Below are 13,515 nucleotides of genomic sequence, written 5' to 3' on the forward strand. Positions count from 1 at the left end.
CCCGTCAGAACGCCACGCTTGGCGCTGAGCAGGATGAGCGGGATGGACGAGACGGCCGATATCGTGGTGGTCGGCGGCGGGATGGTCGGGCTCGCCTGCGCCATCGCGCTCAAGGATCGCGGCCTCGACGTGGTTCTGTGCGACCCCGGCGAGGCCCGGGCCCGGACCTCCTACGGCAATGCCGGCGTGGTCAGCCGCGGCTCGATCCTGCCGATGTCGAGCCCGGCCCTGTGGGGCAAGCTCCCGGCCTACCTGCGCAACGCCGACCGGGGCCTGCGCCTGCGCTACGCGCACCTGCCGCGGATCCTCCCCTACACGGCGCACTTCCTGGCGAGCGCGCGGGCCTCGCGCTGGCGCCGGGCCGCCGCCGCCCTGCTGCCGCTCACGAGCGCGGCCTACCCGGCCCATGAACGGCTGGCCGCAAGGGCCGGCACCAGCGAGCGGCTGCAGCGGACCGGCTGGCTCAAGGCCTACCGCACCGAAGCCGCCTTCAAGGCCGCCGCCCTGGAGCGGGAGATCCTGTCCGGGCACGGGGTGGCGTTCGACCTCCTCGACACGGCGGGGATCCGCGATCTGGAGCCTGCTCTGGTGCGCCCCTACGCCCGGGCGATGCTGCTGACGGAGACCGGATCGGTGCGCGAGCCCGGCCGCCTGATCGAGGCCTGCGAGGCGCTGTTCGCCGGCCTGGGCGGAAGGCGGCTGCGCGGCTGCGTCGAAAGCCTGTCGCCGGAGGCCGAGGGCTGGCGCGTCGTCCACGAGACCGGCGCGGTGCGGTCCAAGCAGGTGGTGCTGGCAGCGGGCGCCGCCTCCGGGTCGATCGCGAGAAGTCTGGGCTACCGTTTCGCGGTGGCGGCCGAGCGCGGCTACCATCGCCACTACGCCCTGCACCCGGACAGTCCGCCCCTGACCCGTCCCGTGCTCGACACGGGTGCGGGCTCGATCCTGTCGCCGATGGGCGATCACCGGGTGCGGGTGCTGTCGGGGGTCGAACTCAACGCCCGCGACGCCGCCCCGGACCACACCCAGATCGAGGCGGCCTCCCGCGAGGCGGGGGAGACCCTGCGTCTCGGCGGCCCCCTCGACAACGAGCCCTGGCTCGGCTCGCGCCCGTCCACCCCGGACGGTATGCCGGTGATCGGCCCAGCGCCGCGCCACAAGGGCCTGCTGTTCGCGTTCGGCCACGGCCATATCGGCCTGTCCACTGGGCCGATCACCGGCGAGATCGTAGCCGACCTCGCCACCGGCCGGACCCCCGCGGTCCCGGTCGCGCCCTTCGCGCCCGGACGCCTGCTGGGCTGGCCGCCCCTGCTGTAACGCTCAGCGCCAGTCGTAGGGATCGTATGGCTCCAGGGCCGCCCGGATCTGCCGCAGGGCCGCCGGCTGCCGCTGGAGATCGGCCTCCCGGGCGAGCGCGCGCAGGAACGCCCGCGGGCCGTGTTCCAGGTCCCGGGCCAAGCCGTCGAAGCGCTCAGCCGGCTCGATATGGGGCGGGTTGACGGTGACGAGGTAGTCGAGGCCGCAGGTCGGCGGATCGGTCCCGAGCCGGTAGCAGATCTGCACCCGGGCGAAGGGCTCGCCGGGGCGGCGCACGACCCGGTAGCCGCCGCGCGTGAAGGCGCCCCCGGTGGCTCGCTCGGCATAGGCCAGAATCCGGTCCACCGTCGCCAGGCTGTCCGTCTGCCGCGTGCGCACGAGGTCGATCGCGGCCCGTTCCGTGGGCAGGAACGGCTGCGCATCGACGCCGGAGGCGGCCGATGCGGCCAGCACTGCGAGGGCGAGACGTCTCACGGCTTCCTCATGCAGACGGCGACCGGCTCGGCATCCTTGGCGGCCTTGGCGGTCATGTCGAGGCAGCCGACCGTGGCGATGCCGTCGGTGACGGTCACGGACGGCACCACCGCCATGCCCCGGCAATAGGCGCCGATCAGCGCCTCGTCGCGGTGGCAGGCGACGTCGAGGCGCACCAGCGCGTTCATCGGCGGCCCGGCGGCCCCGGCGGCGCCCTCGGTGCCACGATCCCCCGCGGGGCCGCGCGCGCCCGTGGCGCCGTTCAGCCCCGGCGGGCCCTGTGGACCCGGCGGGCCCTGGTCGCCCTTCGGCCCGGGCGGACCGGCCGGCCCCGGCTTCGGGGCGTCGCCGCAGCCGGCGAGCGCGAGGACCGCGATCAGCCCGGCGAGGCGCGCGGCTGTCCTGGGAAATGTCATGCGGTTCTCCGGCCGGGCGCGCCGCCGACGAAGTGGCGCCGGACAGCCCGGAATCAATGGCGGCGCTCTCCTGGGCAGCCAGACACCTGAGACGCCGCGCCCCCGCCTTTTAATGCAACCTTCAGTAGAATATCCGCTTCCACTGTGATCTGCTTGGTCGCATTAAGCTTTTCGCAAACGATTAGTTACACATCAAGACAAGCGCTGGTCTTCAGGCGGCAGTTTGAGTCCATGTTTCCGCCAGTACAAATAGCCCCTGAAACGAAACCTACCTCAGGTTGCCTCCCGAACCGTTTTTTGCGGGATGCGGGCGGGGCGGCCGCGGTGGAGTTCGCGTTGGTGGCCCTGCCGTTCCTGGCGCTGGTCGGCGCCGTCTTCCAGATCGCCTTCCAGATCTGGGCCACCCAGAACTTCGACCGCGCCCTGCAGAACGCGGTCCGGACGATCTTCACCGGGCAATTCCAGGCCGCCAATGCCGGGCAGACCGACGCCGCCACCCTGCTGGGCTCGCTGAAGACGACGATGTGCGGCACCGGTGCCGGCACCATCCCGACGGTCTTCAACTGCCAGAACGTCAAGCTTGACGTCGCCACCGCCAGTACGCTCGGCGGCGCCAGCGCGGCGACGCCGATCAATGCCGCGACGGGCACGTGGAACACCAGCTTCGGCACGAACTACGCCTGCGCCAAGCCGGGCACGATCGTGATCGTGACCGCGGCGGTGCAGTTCCCGACCCTGTTCAACCTGATGGGTCTCGGCACCCGACAGTTCACCACCGGCGCCGGGGCCGGGTCCAGCCTGCTGACCTCGACGGCGGTGTTCCGCACGGAGCCCTATCAGATCACCGGGACGAGTCCGTGCTGAGGTCTCTCGCAGGCAAGGCGGCCGCGCTGCGGCGGGACCGGCGCGCCAGCGCGCTGGTGGAATTCGCCGTGATCCTGCCGGTGCTGCTGTCGATCTGGGCCGGCATGACCGAGATCGCCCACGCCATCGACGAGTGGCGCAAGCTGACCCTGCTCGCCCGCACCGTGGCCGACCTCACCGCCCAGGGCGACACGCAGAACCCGATCGGCACGCCGCTGATGACCGACATCGTCGCCTCCGCCGCCAAGGTGATGCGCCCGTTCGACACCAGCACCGTCCAGATCGTCGTCAGCGCGATGGGTGTCGATCTCAAGCGACTGAACCTGGTCCCGCAGGTCTGCTCCAGCGTCGCCAACGCCAACGCCAAGCCCCGGGCCACCGGCACCGCCACCGACCTGCTCGTGCCCGCGGGCTACCAGACCACCGGCATGCGCTACGTGCTGGCCGAGGTCAGCATCAGCTACACGCCGATGATCGGCTCCGCCCTCGTCAAGCTGGTCAAGGGCGTCGGCAACGCGATCACCCTCTCGGCGTCGGTCCCGTGGCCGACCCGCGGCGGCACGACCTACGGCTCGAACACCTACACCGAGGTCGTCGTGCCCGGCACCACTGCGAAGGCGTGCGATGGCTCGACACCCTGATCGCGCCCACTGGCCGCGGTGGTTCGGCTTCGCGCGAGGCCGCGGCGGCAACGTCGCGATACTGTTCGCTTTCCTCAGCGTGCCGATGCTGATGTTCACCGGCGCGGCGATCGATTACGGCTTCGCGACCCGGCTCGAGACCAAGCTGCAGGCCGCGACCGACGCCACGGCACTGCTCCTGTGCCAGACGCCGCTCACCACGACGAACGCCGACCTCAACCTCAAGGCCCAGGCGGCGATGACCGGCGCCATGGGGGTGGCCAACCTCGTGGTCGATCCTCTCACGATCACCAGCAACCCGCGCCAGATCACCCTGACCGCCCACAAGCTCTCGACGGTGTTCTTCGGCAAGGTCACTGGGACGAACCGCATCAACCCAAGCGCCACCGCCCAATGCGCGACGCCGCTGCCCAAGACCTTCGAGATCGCGCTGGTCCTCGACAACACCGGCTCGATGTCCGCGTCGAGCGGCGGCCAGTCCAAGCTTCAGGCGGTGCAGAGCGCAGCCACCGACTTCGTCAACTACGTCTACACCAACGCGGCCTTCTCCAGCGCGACGCGGATCTCGATCGTGCCGTTCGCCGGGGCCGTGGCGGTCGATCCGACCGCCTTCCGGTACGCATCCTGGATCGACCAGACCGGGCAGTCCAGCTACCACTGGACCAACGTTCTCCAGCCTGCCGGATCGAACTTCAAGAGCCGGTTCGATATCTTCGCCAAGCTTCAGGGCGTCTATTCCGGCTGGGGTTGGGGCGGCTGCCTGGAAACCCTGCCCTACCCGCTCAACGTCCAGGACGGCGCGCCGACCATCGGTAACAAGGATTCCTACTTCGTGCCGCTGTTCGCCCCCGATGAGCCGGGCGATTCCAGCACGACCTTCGCTGCATATTCAGTAAACAGGTACACGACCTATTACAGCTTTAACAGCTACATCGATGACGACAACGGAAGCTGCCCGCCGCTCGCGAGTGGAACGTCTTTCAACACTGCCGAAGGCCAGGCGTGCAAATACGTCAAACCTCAGAATGCTGCGCCGACGTCGCTGAATACCAAGACGGGCATCCCCAGTGGGCCGAACTTCGGGTGCACGACCCAGCCGCTCCTACGGCTCACGAACAACACCAGCGCGCTCAAGACGCTGATCGGCCAGATGGCGCCGCTGGGTGCGACCAACATCCACGAGGGCTTCATGTGGGGCTGGCGGACGCTTTCCCCGAAGAGCGTCTTCGCGGACACGAACCCGCCCGCCGCCTACGCGTCGAGTTCCAACAGCTCGAACGCGACGACGATCAACAAGATCATCATCCTGATGACCGACGGCGAGAACAGCTGGACGACCAATTCGAGCGCGCCCAACGGGTCGCTCTACTTCGCTGCCGGCTATTTCCAGAACGCCAACGGCACCAACCCGAACAGCCGGTTGCCCGCCACCAACCAGAACGTCTCGGACGCCGCCGGCGCCCGCAACGCGCTGGACGCCCTCACCGCGGAAGCCTGCAAGAACGCGAAGGCGGTCAACATCTCGATCTATACGATCGGCTTCAGCATCCCATCCGATCCGATCGACGCCGCGGGACAGACGCTCCTGAAAAATTGCGCCACGAATCCGGGCCAGTTCTACCTGGCCAACACGTCGGACGACCTGATCAAGGCGTTCCAGCAGATTCGGGCGAGCATCGGCGCGCTGCGGCTGACGCAGTAAGTTCGGGATCTGAACCGCCCGCTCAATCGTCCCGATAGACCTTCTCGCGGCGCTCGTGCCGCTCCTGGGCTTCGAGCGACAGGGTCGCGATCGGCCGGGCATCGAGGCGGCGGAGCGAGATCGGCTCGCCGGTCTCCTCGCAGAAGCCGTAGGACCCATCCTCGAGGCGGGCGAGCGCCGCGTCGATCTTGCCGGTGAGCTTGCGCTGGCGGTCGCGCGCCCGCAGCTCGATCGCACGGTCGGTCTCCGAGGAGGCGCGGTCGGCGAGATCGGGGTGGTTCTCGTTCTCGCTCTGCAGCGCGACGAGCGTATCCTGCGCCTCACGCAGGATGTCGCTCTTCCAGCTCAGGAGCTTGCGCCGGAAGTACTCGCGCTGCCGGTCGTTCATGAAGGGCTCGTCGTCGGACGGGACGTAGCCGTCCTCCAGCGTCACCTTCGCCATGCGTCACCCTCGCTGGATCGTAACCGCCCACCAGGGGATGGCCGGTGTGCGGCGATAACGTGAGGTGCCGTATAGTCGAGGTGCTTAATCGCGACAACGCGCAGCGTCGCAGGGCTTGGATGTTGTCTCGAATGCGTGGCCCCCTGCGGCAAACAAGCCACGGTCTAGAGCGTCCAGTTCAAAGCTGGTCGCCGGCATTTCAAAAAAGGTGATGGAAAATCAAGGGGCGAGCGCATCACCCTGTTCCGGTATCCGGGACGGGACGGCCGGGCTTAGTCCGCCGAAAACGTCCGCAGGTGAACGATTGCGGCGGCGATCTCGTCCGTCAACGCTCGGGCGAGCGGCAGCCGATAGTGAGTTTGATCGAAAAACAGATCCGGATCGCCGGCGTCCGGGCGCCCGGCACGTCCATCGATGACCGTATTCAGCGGATGAACGGCAAGCGCCGATCGGACTTCGGCGCGGCACGCCGCCTCGGCGACAGCCCGGGGGCTCCCGGCCGGCGGCTCGGCGCGGGCGTAGACCGGCGGAAACACCACCACCACGGCGGTCCTGGGCGGGATCCGCGCGAGTTCGGCCCGCAACCGGTCGGCCACCGGGAACGGACCGCCATGATGCGGCTCCGTCTCGGGGCCGACCGGCCGCTCCAGCGCCGCCTTCTTGGCCGGGTCACGGCCGAACCCCTGGCTCAGGTAGTTCGACTCGTAATCCCACCAGCCGTCGGACGCGGCCTGCTTGTGGCGCGGGTTCAGGAGCCAGCCGAGGCGGTTGATCGTCTCCTGCGCGGCGGTGAAGCGCAGCAGGCCCTTGAGATACGCCTGCCAGTCGCCGACCAGCCAGTACGGGAAGCCGTGCTCGCTCGGGAATGACGGGTCGTCGGAGCACCAGAACGCATCGGCCGACAGCACGATCGCCTCGGGCCTGGCGTGGTGTTTCAGATACCAGCCCAGCAGCGCGAACTGCTCGGACGGCCCGGTGGCCGGCACCGACAGCTGCACGAACGGGATACCGGTGAGCCGGGTCAGCGATGCCGGCTCGATCAATTGGATGTGGGAATTGCCGATCACCGCGCCCGCATAGGCCGGGTCGCGGCCACGCACAGCCGAGGCGGTGCGCGGCCCCTGCGGACGGACGGCGCCGCGGGACAGCAGCGTCGAGCGGCCGGTATCGTAGGGATCGACCAGCACCGCCAGCCCGAGATAAGCCGCAAACAGCCCGGCCATCGCCAGCAGCACGGTGCGGACGAAAGCGCGCCAGGCCCGATCCTGTGGGGGGTGAGCGAGCGCCATCCTCAGAACTGGAAGTAGATGAACTCGTAGTTCGCATCGTCCCCGATCTTCAGGAGGACGACGACGAACAGGAGCGCGAAGCCGAAGGCCAGGATGCGCCTGGGCGGCAGGCGATGCACCGCCGCCCAGGCGGTCGGGCCCACCGTGGCGACCAGGGCCGCCACCGCGATGGTGCGCCACTTGAAGCCCGAGCCGTGGGGCGCGAGGCCGAACAGGCCCTTGAAGATCGCGAGCGCCGCCTCGAAGCTCGTCGCCCGGAACAGCACCCAGGTCAGCATCACGAACAGGCTGGTCAGGAGCCAACCCAGCGGCGCCGGCACGCTCAGGCGCGTCCGGCGGGCCAGGACCCCGGCGCCGAGGCCGAGGCCATGCAAGGCGCCCCAGGCCAGGAAGGTCAGTCCCGCCCCGTGCCAGAGGCCGCCCAGCGTCATGGTGGCGGCCAGCGCCCCGACCTGGCGCGGCAGGCCGCGCCGGTTTCCGCCCAGGGGGATGTAGAGGTAGTCGCGCAGGAACCGCGACAGGGTCATGTGCCAGCGGCGCCAGAAGTCGCGCAGCGAGGTGGCGCGATAGGGCGCATCGAAATTCTGCGGCAGGACCAGCCCGAACAGCAGCGCGATGCCGAGCGCCATGTCGGTGTAGCCGGAGAAGTCGAAATAGATCTGGAAGGTGAAGCCCAGCGTCGCCTGCCACGCCTCCGCGACGGTGACGACCTTGCCGACAGCCGCCGCCTGGAAAACGGGGTTCACGTAAGCCGCGAGGGGATCACCCAGGAACACCTTCTTGGCGAGCCCGACCGTGAGCAGCATCAGCCCGCGCGCGAAGCGCTCGGCGGCGTCGGGCCGCGCGTAGGGCCGCTCGTCGAACTGGTGCATGATCTCGCTCCAGCGCACGAGCGGGCCGGCGAGAACCTGCGGAAAGAACGCGATGTAGAGGGCGTATCTGGTCAGCCCGAAGGCCGGCGCCCGGCCGGCCCGCAGGTCGGCGAGATACATGATGTGGTGGAAGGTGAAGAACGAGATGCCGAGCGGCAGGGCCAGCCCGAGCCGTGGCGCCTCCAGACCCGGGATCAGGTTGGCGAGGTCGGCGAAGAAGTCGAGGTACTTGAACACCCCGAGCACCGCCAGGTTGGCCGCGATGGCGGCCGGGACCAGCCAGGGCCCGGGCCGGCGCCGATAGACCCACGCCACGCACCAGTTCGCCAGGATCGAGCCGGCGAGCAGCGGCACGAACCGGACATCCCACCACCCGTAGAACACGAACGACAGGAGCACGAGCAGCGGCAGCCGCCAGGCCGGCGCCGCACGCTCCACCAGCGCGTGCAGGATCAGCGCGGCCGGCAGGAAGGCGAGGAGGAAGACGAAGGAGTTGAACAGCATCGGGCGGGGCGGCGCGGAGGGGATGGATGGGCCGCCGGTCTCCGGGCGCGAGGCGCCCGCCTTGTCGGGGATCGCGGCGGGCCCGTCAATCGCCGACGCTCACCCCGCCCGCCGCCCCGCCTCGATGGTCAGGCCGAGGCCAACTGAGCCGAACGTGTCGCCCTCCACCACCCGGGCCGCGGGCAGCGCGGCGGTGAGCGCGGTGCGCAGGTGCGGCAGCCCGGTGGAGCCGCCGGTGAGGAACAGCGCGTCGATCCGCTCCGGCCCGAGCTCGGCCTGGGCGAGGCAGCGGGCGATCCGGGCGGCGACCGCCCGGGCGAGGTCGCCGGTCTGCGTCGAGAGGGTGTCGCGGCTCACCACAGCCGTAAGACCGTGCTCGACCAGGCCGAGGTCGAGATCGGTCGTCCCGGCCTCGGAGGCGGCGATCTTCGCCCCCTCGACGGCGCCCGCCAGGGCGTGGCCGCGCTCGCCCTCGACGGCCGCGCGCAGTCGGGCGACGAGGGCCGGCTTCGCGCAATCGCGGATCACCTCGTCGATCTCGCGCAGGGTCTTCGCATTGTAGAGGCGGTTGATCGCCGACCAGGTGGCAAGGTCGTGGAAATAGGCGTTCGGCACCGCGAGGTCGCCGCGCCGCATCGGGCTGCCGAGCCCCATCAGGGGCATCACGGTGCCGAGGCTGAGCTGCCGGTCGAAATCGGTGCCGCCGATGCGCACGCCGTCATTGGCCAGGATGTCGCCGGCCCGGTCCGGGCGGCCCCGCCGCTCCGGCGACAGCCGCACGATGGAAAAGTCCGACGTGCCGCCGCCGATATCGGCGATCAGCGCGATCTCCTCCGAGCGGACCTGCCGCTCGTAGTCGAGCGCCGCGGCGATCGGCTCGTACTGGAACGAGACCTCGCGGAAGCCGACGTCCCGCGCGATGTCGCGCAGCGTGTCCTCGGCCCGCCGGTCGGCTTCCGGGTCGCCATCGACGAAATGCACCGGCCGACCGTGGACCACGGTGTCGAGGTTTTGCCCGCAGGCCGCCTCGGCACGCGCCTTCACGGCCGAAAGGTAGCGGGCGATCACGTCGCGCAGGCGCAGGCGCTCGCGGCCGACCGGGGTCGCCTCGTCCATCAGCGGCGTGCCGAGGACGGATTTCAGCCCGCGCATCAGCCGGCCGGCATGGCCGTCGACGTAGGCCGCGGTGGCGGCCCGGCCGATCAGCGGCGCCTCGCCCGGTTCGAAGAAGATCGCGCTGGGGATGGTCCGGTGCGCGCCCTCGAGCGGCAGCAGGGCCGGTCCCGCCGCCGCGAGATGCCCCAGGGTGGTGTTCGACGTGCCGAAATCGAGGCCGCAGGCCGCCATCGCGTGAGGGATCCGGTTTTTTTCGAGGGAGGGCGGGCCCTACAGGGCGGCGGCGTCCGGGTCCAGCGCCGCCGCGGCATTGCAGCCGCGCGGCAGCACTGCGGGAAGCGTGGACAGCGCGTCCGGGGGGCACCCGGATCCGGTTCCGGCATGCTATGGAGCGCCATGCGTTCCGATATCGATCTCGGCCTGACCGGCGAGCGCCCGGCGCTCCTCGACCTCACCGAACTGCTGGCCACGCGGCTCCTGGTCCAGGGCAACTCGGGCTCCGGCAAGTCGCACCTGCTCCGGCGCCTGCTGGAGCAGAGCGCGGGCCTCGTGCAGCAGGCGGTGATCGACCCGGAGGGCGACTTCGCCAGCCTCGCCGATCGCTACGGCCACGTCGTGGTGGAAGCCGATGGCGACGACGTCGCGCTCCAGCGCATCGCCGCCCGGGTGCGCACGCACCGGGTGTCGGTGGTGTTGTCGCTCGAGAACCTCGACGCCGAGGGCCAGATGCGCGCCGCCGCGGCGTTCCTGGGCGGCCTGTTCGACGCCGACCGGGACCATTGGTACCCGATGCTGGTGGCGGTGGACGAGGCGCAGCTCTTCGCCCCGGCCGCGGCCGGCGAGGTCTCGGACGAGGCCCGGCGCCTTTCGCTCGGCGCCATGACCAACCTGATGTGCCGCGGCCGCAAGCGCGGGCTCGCGGGCGTGATCGCCACGCAGCGCCTCGCCAAGCTCGCCAAGAACGTGGCGGCCGAGGCCTCCAACTTCCTGATGGGCCGGACCTTCCTGGACATCGACATGGCTCGCGCCGCCGACCTGCTCGGGCTGGAGCGCCGCCAGGCCGAGACGTTCCGCGACCTGCCGCGCGGACATTTCGTGGCGTTGGGGCCGGCCCTGTCGCGACGGCCGCTCACCATCGCGGTGGGTCCGACCCTGACGGTGAGCCGGTCGTCCTCGCCGGTGCTCGTCCCCCTCCCCGACCCGACCGAGGATGCGCGGGCGCTGATCCTCACGGCGAGCCCGGCCGACAGCCTGGCGCCGCCGATGCCGCGCCCGAAGCCGCGCCCGGTGGCGGCCCCGGACGTCCTCGTCCAGCTCGCGAGCTACCGCCCGCCGGCCCCGCCGGAGGAGCCCGAAGAGGAGCCGATGGACCCGGAGGCGCGGGAGGCCGCGCTCGCCGAGGTCCTGGCCTCGGTGCTGGCCGATGCGGATGCCGCCGCCTGCACCCCCGCGACGCTCTATCAGGACTTCACCGTCCGCTGCCGCATCCGGCGCCTGCGCGGCGACACGATGGGACTGCCGGAGTTCAAACGCCGGCTCGCCGTGGCCCGGGCCGAGGCGGGCGGCGCGGTCGCCGACAACTCCACCTGGGAGCGGGCCCAAGCGATTGCGGCCGGATTGCCGGATGACCTGGCCGGCCTGTTCCTGGTGGTCGCCCGCGCGGCGATCGAGGGCGCGCCCTGCCCCACCGACGCGATGCTGGCCGACGCCTACGGCACCAGCTCGGGCGGCCGTGCCCGGCGGATGCTGGCCTACCTCGAGGAGCGCGGCGCGATCGTCACCCGCAAGGATCTGCGCGGCGCGCCGATCATCGCGGTCCCCGATCTCGCCGTCGAGACCGGCCCGGGCGAGCCCCAGATGCTGCCGACCGGGCCGAAGCGGCGGGCGGGGTAGCGGCGGCGAGCCCTACGGGGTCTCCAAAACTGCCCCCTCATCCTGAGGTGCCGGAGCGAAGCGGAGGCCTCGAAGGAGCCCTCCAGCCAGCCGCGCGATCCCTGGAGGGCTCCTTCGAGGCTGCTCCGCAGCACCTCAGGATGAGGTGGTTGATGGGAGCAGCGGTGAAAGTGGCGGTCAGGCGCTGCGCCGGCCTTCGAGCTTGGCGAGTTCCACCGCGGCGCGCAGCTCGATCTCGGCCATGAGCCCGTCGAGGCGCGGATCCCCCGACGAGGCCGAGCGCTCGGCCAGGCGGCCGGCGATGGCGCGCAGGTCCTGCGGGGAGACGCGGCCACCGAGCATCGCGGCCTTGAGGCGGTCGAGGCCGTCGAGCAGGTCGTGGCCGCGCTTGGCCGTGCGCCGGCGGCGCTCCTGCGGCGTCTCGGTTTCGCCTTGAAGCAGCAGGACGGCATCGAGCCCCGCCAGGGTCGCCGCAGCGGCCGGCGCATTGGCGCCGGACGTGGAGGCCGGCGCCGCATCGAGGCTGAAGCCACGCCCGCCCTCGACCCGGGCCTTGGACGCGACGCCGCCGGCATTCTGGATCGGCTGGCGAGTGTCGACGCGCATGATCGTGTTCGTGTCGCTCCGGGCGCTCCTGCGCTGCCTGGACTCTCGGCTGGCACGGTTAAGCACCGGTAAACAGGCCGGCAGAACCTGCCGGGTCGGCAGGTTCGGTGCCGGTCGACCACAATCGGCGGCCGCACGCCGGTTGGATAATGATATCTTTTCTCAATGGCTTAACGGAAAGGCCCGGCTGGCACGGGGCTGGCAGGAGGGGGGCAGGTCCGTTCACCCGTGAAAAACCCGGCATGCGCCCGAGCCACCCTATCAAGCTCCTCGGATCGGCCCTCGCGGCGCTCGTCGTCGGGGTGCTGCTGACGGCAGCGGCCTCAGGCCCGGCGCTCGCCCTGTCGCGGGTGAAGGACCTGGCCTCCATCGAGGGCGTGCGTCAGAATCAGCTCGTCGGCTACGGCATCGTGGTCGGCCTCAACGGCACCGGCGACACCCTCAACAACATCCCGTTCACCAAGCAGTCGCTGCAGGCGATGCTGGAGCGGCTCGGGGTCAACACGCGGGGCGCCACGATGCGCACCCAGAACCTCGCCGCCGTGATGGTGACGGCGAGCCTGCCACCCTTCGCCGCCCAGGGCACCCGCATCGACGTGACGGTCTCGTCGCTCGGCGACGCGAAATCCCTTCAGGGCGGCACCCTGCTGGTGACGCCGCTGCTCGGCGCCGACGGCGAGGTCTACGCCCTCGCGCAGGGCTCGGTGGCGATCGCGGGCTTCTCGGCCGAGGGCGACGCCGCCAAGATCACCCGGGGCGTGCCGACCAACGGCCGCATCTCCAACGGCGCCAACATCGAGCGCGAGATCGCGTTCAAGCTGAACGATGCCCGCGCCCTGCGGCTGTCCCTGCGCAACCCCGATTTCACCACCTCGAAGCGGATTGCCGCGGCGATCAACGACTTCATGGGCGCCGACACGGCCGAGCCGACCGACCCGGCCACGGTGACGATCCAGATCCCGGCCAAGTACAACGGCAACATGATCCGCCTGATCACCGAGGTGGAGCAGCTCAAGGTCGAGCCCGACCAGACCGCCCGGGTGGTGGTCGACGAGCGCTCCGGCATCATCGTGATGGGCCGCGACGTGCGGGTCTCCACGGTGGCGATCGCGCAGGGCAACCTCACGGTCACCATCAGCGAGCAGCCGCAGGTGAGTCAGCCGGCGCCCCTCTCCAACGGGCGCACCGCCGTGGTGCCGCGCACGAGCCTGAAGGTCGACACCGGCGACGGCAACAAGCTGGCGCTGGTCAAGGAGGGCGTGAGCCTGCGCGAGCTGGTCGATGGCCTGAACGCCCTCGGGGTCGGCCCCCGCGACCTGATCTCGATCCTCCAGGCGATCAAGACCGCCGGGGCGCTGCAGGCCGATATCGAACTGATGTGA

Annotated in this window: 13 protein-coding genes; 6 read left to right on the forward strand and 7 right to left on the reverse strand. The window is 70.6% G+C overall.

Going from position 1 to position 13,515, the window contains the following annotated elements:
• Positions 1-42 precede the first annotated feature (42 nt).
• Positions 43-1,314 carry an NAD(P)/FAD-dependent oxidoreductase gene (locus AC0IY0_RS17560; protein WP_471764811.1) on the forward strand — a complete coding sequence of 424 codons (1,272 nt, stop codon included), beginning with the start codon at positions 43-45 and terminating at the stop codon, positions 1,312-1,314.
• Positions 1,315-1,317: 3 nt separating this feature from the next.
• Here the strand turns inward: AC0IY0_RS17560 and AC0IY0_RS17565 are convergent, their stop codons facing one another.
• Both AC0IY0_RS17565 and AC0IY0_RS17570 read right to left on the reverse strand, forming a co-directional pair.
• Entirely contained in the window at positions 1,318-1,788 is a 471-nt protein-coding gene (locus AC0IY0_RS17565) for a hypothetical protein (RefSeq protein WP_471764813.1), read from the reverse strand.
• Positions 1,785-2,204 (reverse strand): hypothetical protein, encoded by a 420-nt coding sequence (locus AC0IY0_RS17570; protein WP_471764815.1) that lies wholly within the window; start codon positions 2,202-2,204, stop codon positions 1,785-1,787. Before AC0IY0_RS17570 ends, AC0IY0_RS17565 begins: the two co-directional genes overlap by 4 nt.
• A gap of 297 nt (positions 2,205-2,501) precedes the next feature.
• Between AC0IY0_RS17570 and AC0IY0_RS17575 the strand changes: the two genes are divergently transcribed.
• Genes AC0IY0_RS17575 through AC0IY0_RS17585 form a run of 3 tightly spaced genes read left to right on the forward strand, consistent with a single transcriptional unit; the run spans position 2,502 to position 5,411 of the window.
• Positions 2,502-3,068 (forward strand): TadE/TadG family type IV pilus assembly protein, encoded by a 567-nt coding sequence (locus AC0IY0_RS17575; protein ID WP_246691998.1) that lies wholly within the window; start codon positions 2,502-2,504, stop codon positions 3,066-3,068.
• Positions 3,062-3,709 (forward strand): TadE/TadG family type IV pilus assembly protein, encoded by a 648-nt coding sequence (locus AC0IY0_RS17580; protein WP_471764817.1) that lies wholly within the window; start codon positions 3,062-3,064, stop codon positions 3,707-3,709. Before AC0IY0_RS17575 ends, AC0IY0_RS17580 begins: the two co-directional genes overlap by 7 nt.
• On the forward strand, positions 3,693-5,411 hold the full coding sequence (locus tag AC0IY0_RS17585) for a pilus assembly protein TadG-related protein (RefSeq protein ID WP_471764819.1): 1,719 nt from the start codon (positions 3,693-3,695) through the stop codon (positions 5,409-5,411). The genes AC0IY0_RS17580 and AC0IY0_RS17585 overlap by 17 nt, the downstream gene beginning before the upstream one ends.
• 22 nt (positions 5,412-5,433) lie before the next feature.
• Here the strand turns inward: AC0IY0_RS17585 and dksA are convergent, their stop codons facing one another.
• From dksA to AC0IY0_RS17605, 4 genes are all read right to left on the reverse strand, one after another.
• Positions 5,434-5,853, reverse strand: coding sequence for an RNA polymerase-binding protein DksA (dksA, locus tag AC0IY0_RS17590; protein WP_050733124.1), 420 nt, complete (start codon positions 5,851-5,853; stop codon positions 5,434-5,436).
• Positions 5,854-6,125: 272 nt separating this feature from the next.
• Positions 6,126-7,142, reverse strand: coding sequence for a hypothetical protein (locus tag AC0IY0_RS17595; protein ID WP_471764821.1), 1,017 nt, complete (start codon positions 7,140-7,142; stop codon positions 6,126-6,128).
• Between the two features lie 2 nt (positions 7,143-7,144).
• Positions 7,145-8,518: an MBOAT family O-acyltransferase gene (locus AC0IY0_RS17600; protein ID WP_471764823.1), complete on the reverse strand. Its 1,374-nt coding sequence runs from the start codon at positions 8,516-8,518 to the stop codon at positions 7,145-7,147.
• A gap of 99 nt (positions 8,519-8,617) precedes the next feature.
• The gene (locus AC0IY0_RS17605) at positions 8,618-9,865 is read right to left on the reverse strand and encodes an Hsp70 family protein (RefSeq protein ID WP_471764825.1); all 1,248 of its coding nucleotides are present in this window, start codon (positions 9,863-9,865) and stop codon (positions 8,618-8,620) included.
• Positions 9,866-10,030: 165 nt separating this feature from the next.
• On the opposite strand from AC0IY0_RS17605, the gene AC0IY0_RS17610 reads away from it, so the two are divergent.
• Positions 10,031-11,527: a helicase HerA domain-containing protein gene (locus tag AC0IY0_RS17610; RefSeq protein ID WP_147857184.1), complete on the forward strand. Its 1,497-nt coding sequence runs from the start codon at positions 10,031-10,033 to the stop codon at positions 11,525-11,527.
• 177 nt (positions 11,528-11,704) lie between these two features.
• Here the strand turns inward: AC0IY0_RS17610 and AC0IY0_RS17615 are convergent, their stop codons facing one another.
• On the reverse strand, positions 11,705-12,133 hold the full coding sequence (locus AC0IY0_RS17615) for a flagellar assembly protein FliX (protein WP_147906173.1): 429 nt from the start codon (positions 12,131-12,133) through the stop codon (positions 11,705-11,707).
• A gap of 242 nt (positions 12,134-12,375) precedes the next feature.
• Here AC0IY0_RS17615 and AC0IY0_RS17620 point away from each other — a divergent pair, with 242 nt between their 5' ends.
• Positions 12,376-13,515: a flagellar basal body P-ring protein FlgI gene (locus tag AC0IY0_RS17620; protein ID WP_419830740.1), complete on the forward strand. Its 1,140-nt coding sequence runs from the start codon at positions 12,376-12,378 to the stop codon at positions 13,513-13,515.

It is taken from the genome of Methylobacterium sp. AC315 (assembly GCF_979253755.1).

Coding starts and splice junctions, on each gene's coding strand:
- AC0IY0_RS17560 (WP_471764811.1), top strand. CDS start 43: ATGGACGAGACGGCCGATATCGTGGTGGTCGGCGGCGGGATGGTCGGG.
- AC0IY0_RS17610 (WP_147857184.1), top strand. CDS start 10,031: ATGCGTTCCGATATCGATCTCGGCCTGACCGGCGAGCGCCCGGCGCTC.
- AC0IY0_RS17570 (WP_471764815.1), bottom strand. CDS start 2,204: ATGACATTTCCCAGGACAGCCGCGCGCCTCGCCGGGCTGATCGCGGTC.
- AC0IY0_RS17615 (WP_147906173.1), bottom strand. CDS start 12,133: ATGCGCGTCGACACTCGCCAGCCGATCCAGAATGCCGGCGGCGTCGCG.
- AC0IY0_RS17600 (WP_471764823.1), bottom strand. CDS start 8,518: ATGCTGTTCAACTCCTTCGTCTTCCTCCTCGCCTTCCTGCCGGCCGCG.
- AC0IY0_RS17585 (WP_471764819.1), top strand. CDS start 3,693: ATGGCTCGACACCCTGATCGCGCCCACTGGCCGCGGTGGTTCGGCTTC.
- AC0IY0_RS17595 (WP_471764821.1), bottom strand. CDS start 7,142: ATGGCGCTCGCTCACCCCCCACAGGATCGGGCCTGGCGCGCTTTCGTC.
- dksA (WP_050733124.1), bottom strand. CDS start 5,853: ATGGCGAAGGTGACGCTGGAGGACGGCTACGTCCCGTCCGACGACGAG.
- AC0IY0_RS17620 (WP_419830740.1), top strand. CDS start 12,376: ATGCGCCCGAGCCACCCTATCAAGCTCCTCGGATCGGCCCTCGCGGCG.
- AC0IY0_RS17605 (WP_471764825.1), bottom strand. CDS start 9,865: ATGGCGGCCTGCGGCCTCGATTTCGGCACGTCGAACACCACCCTGGGG.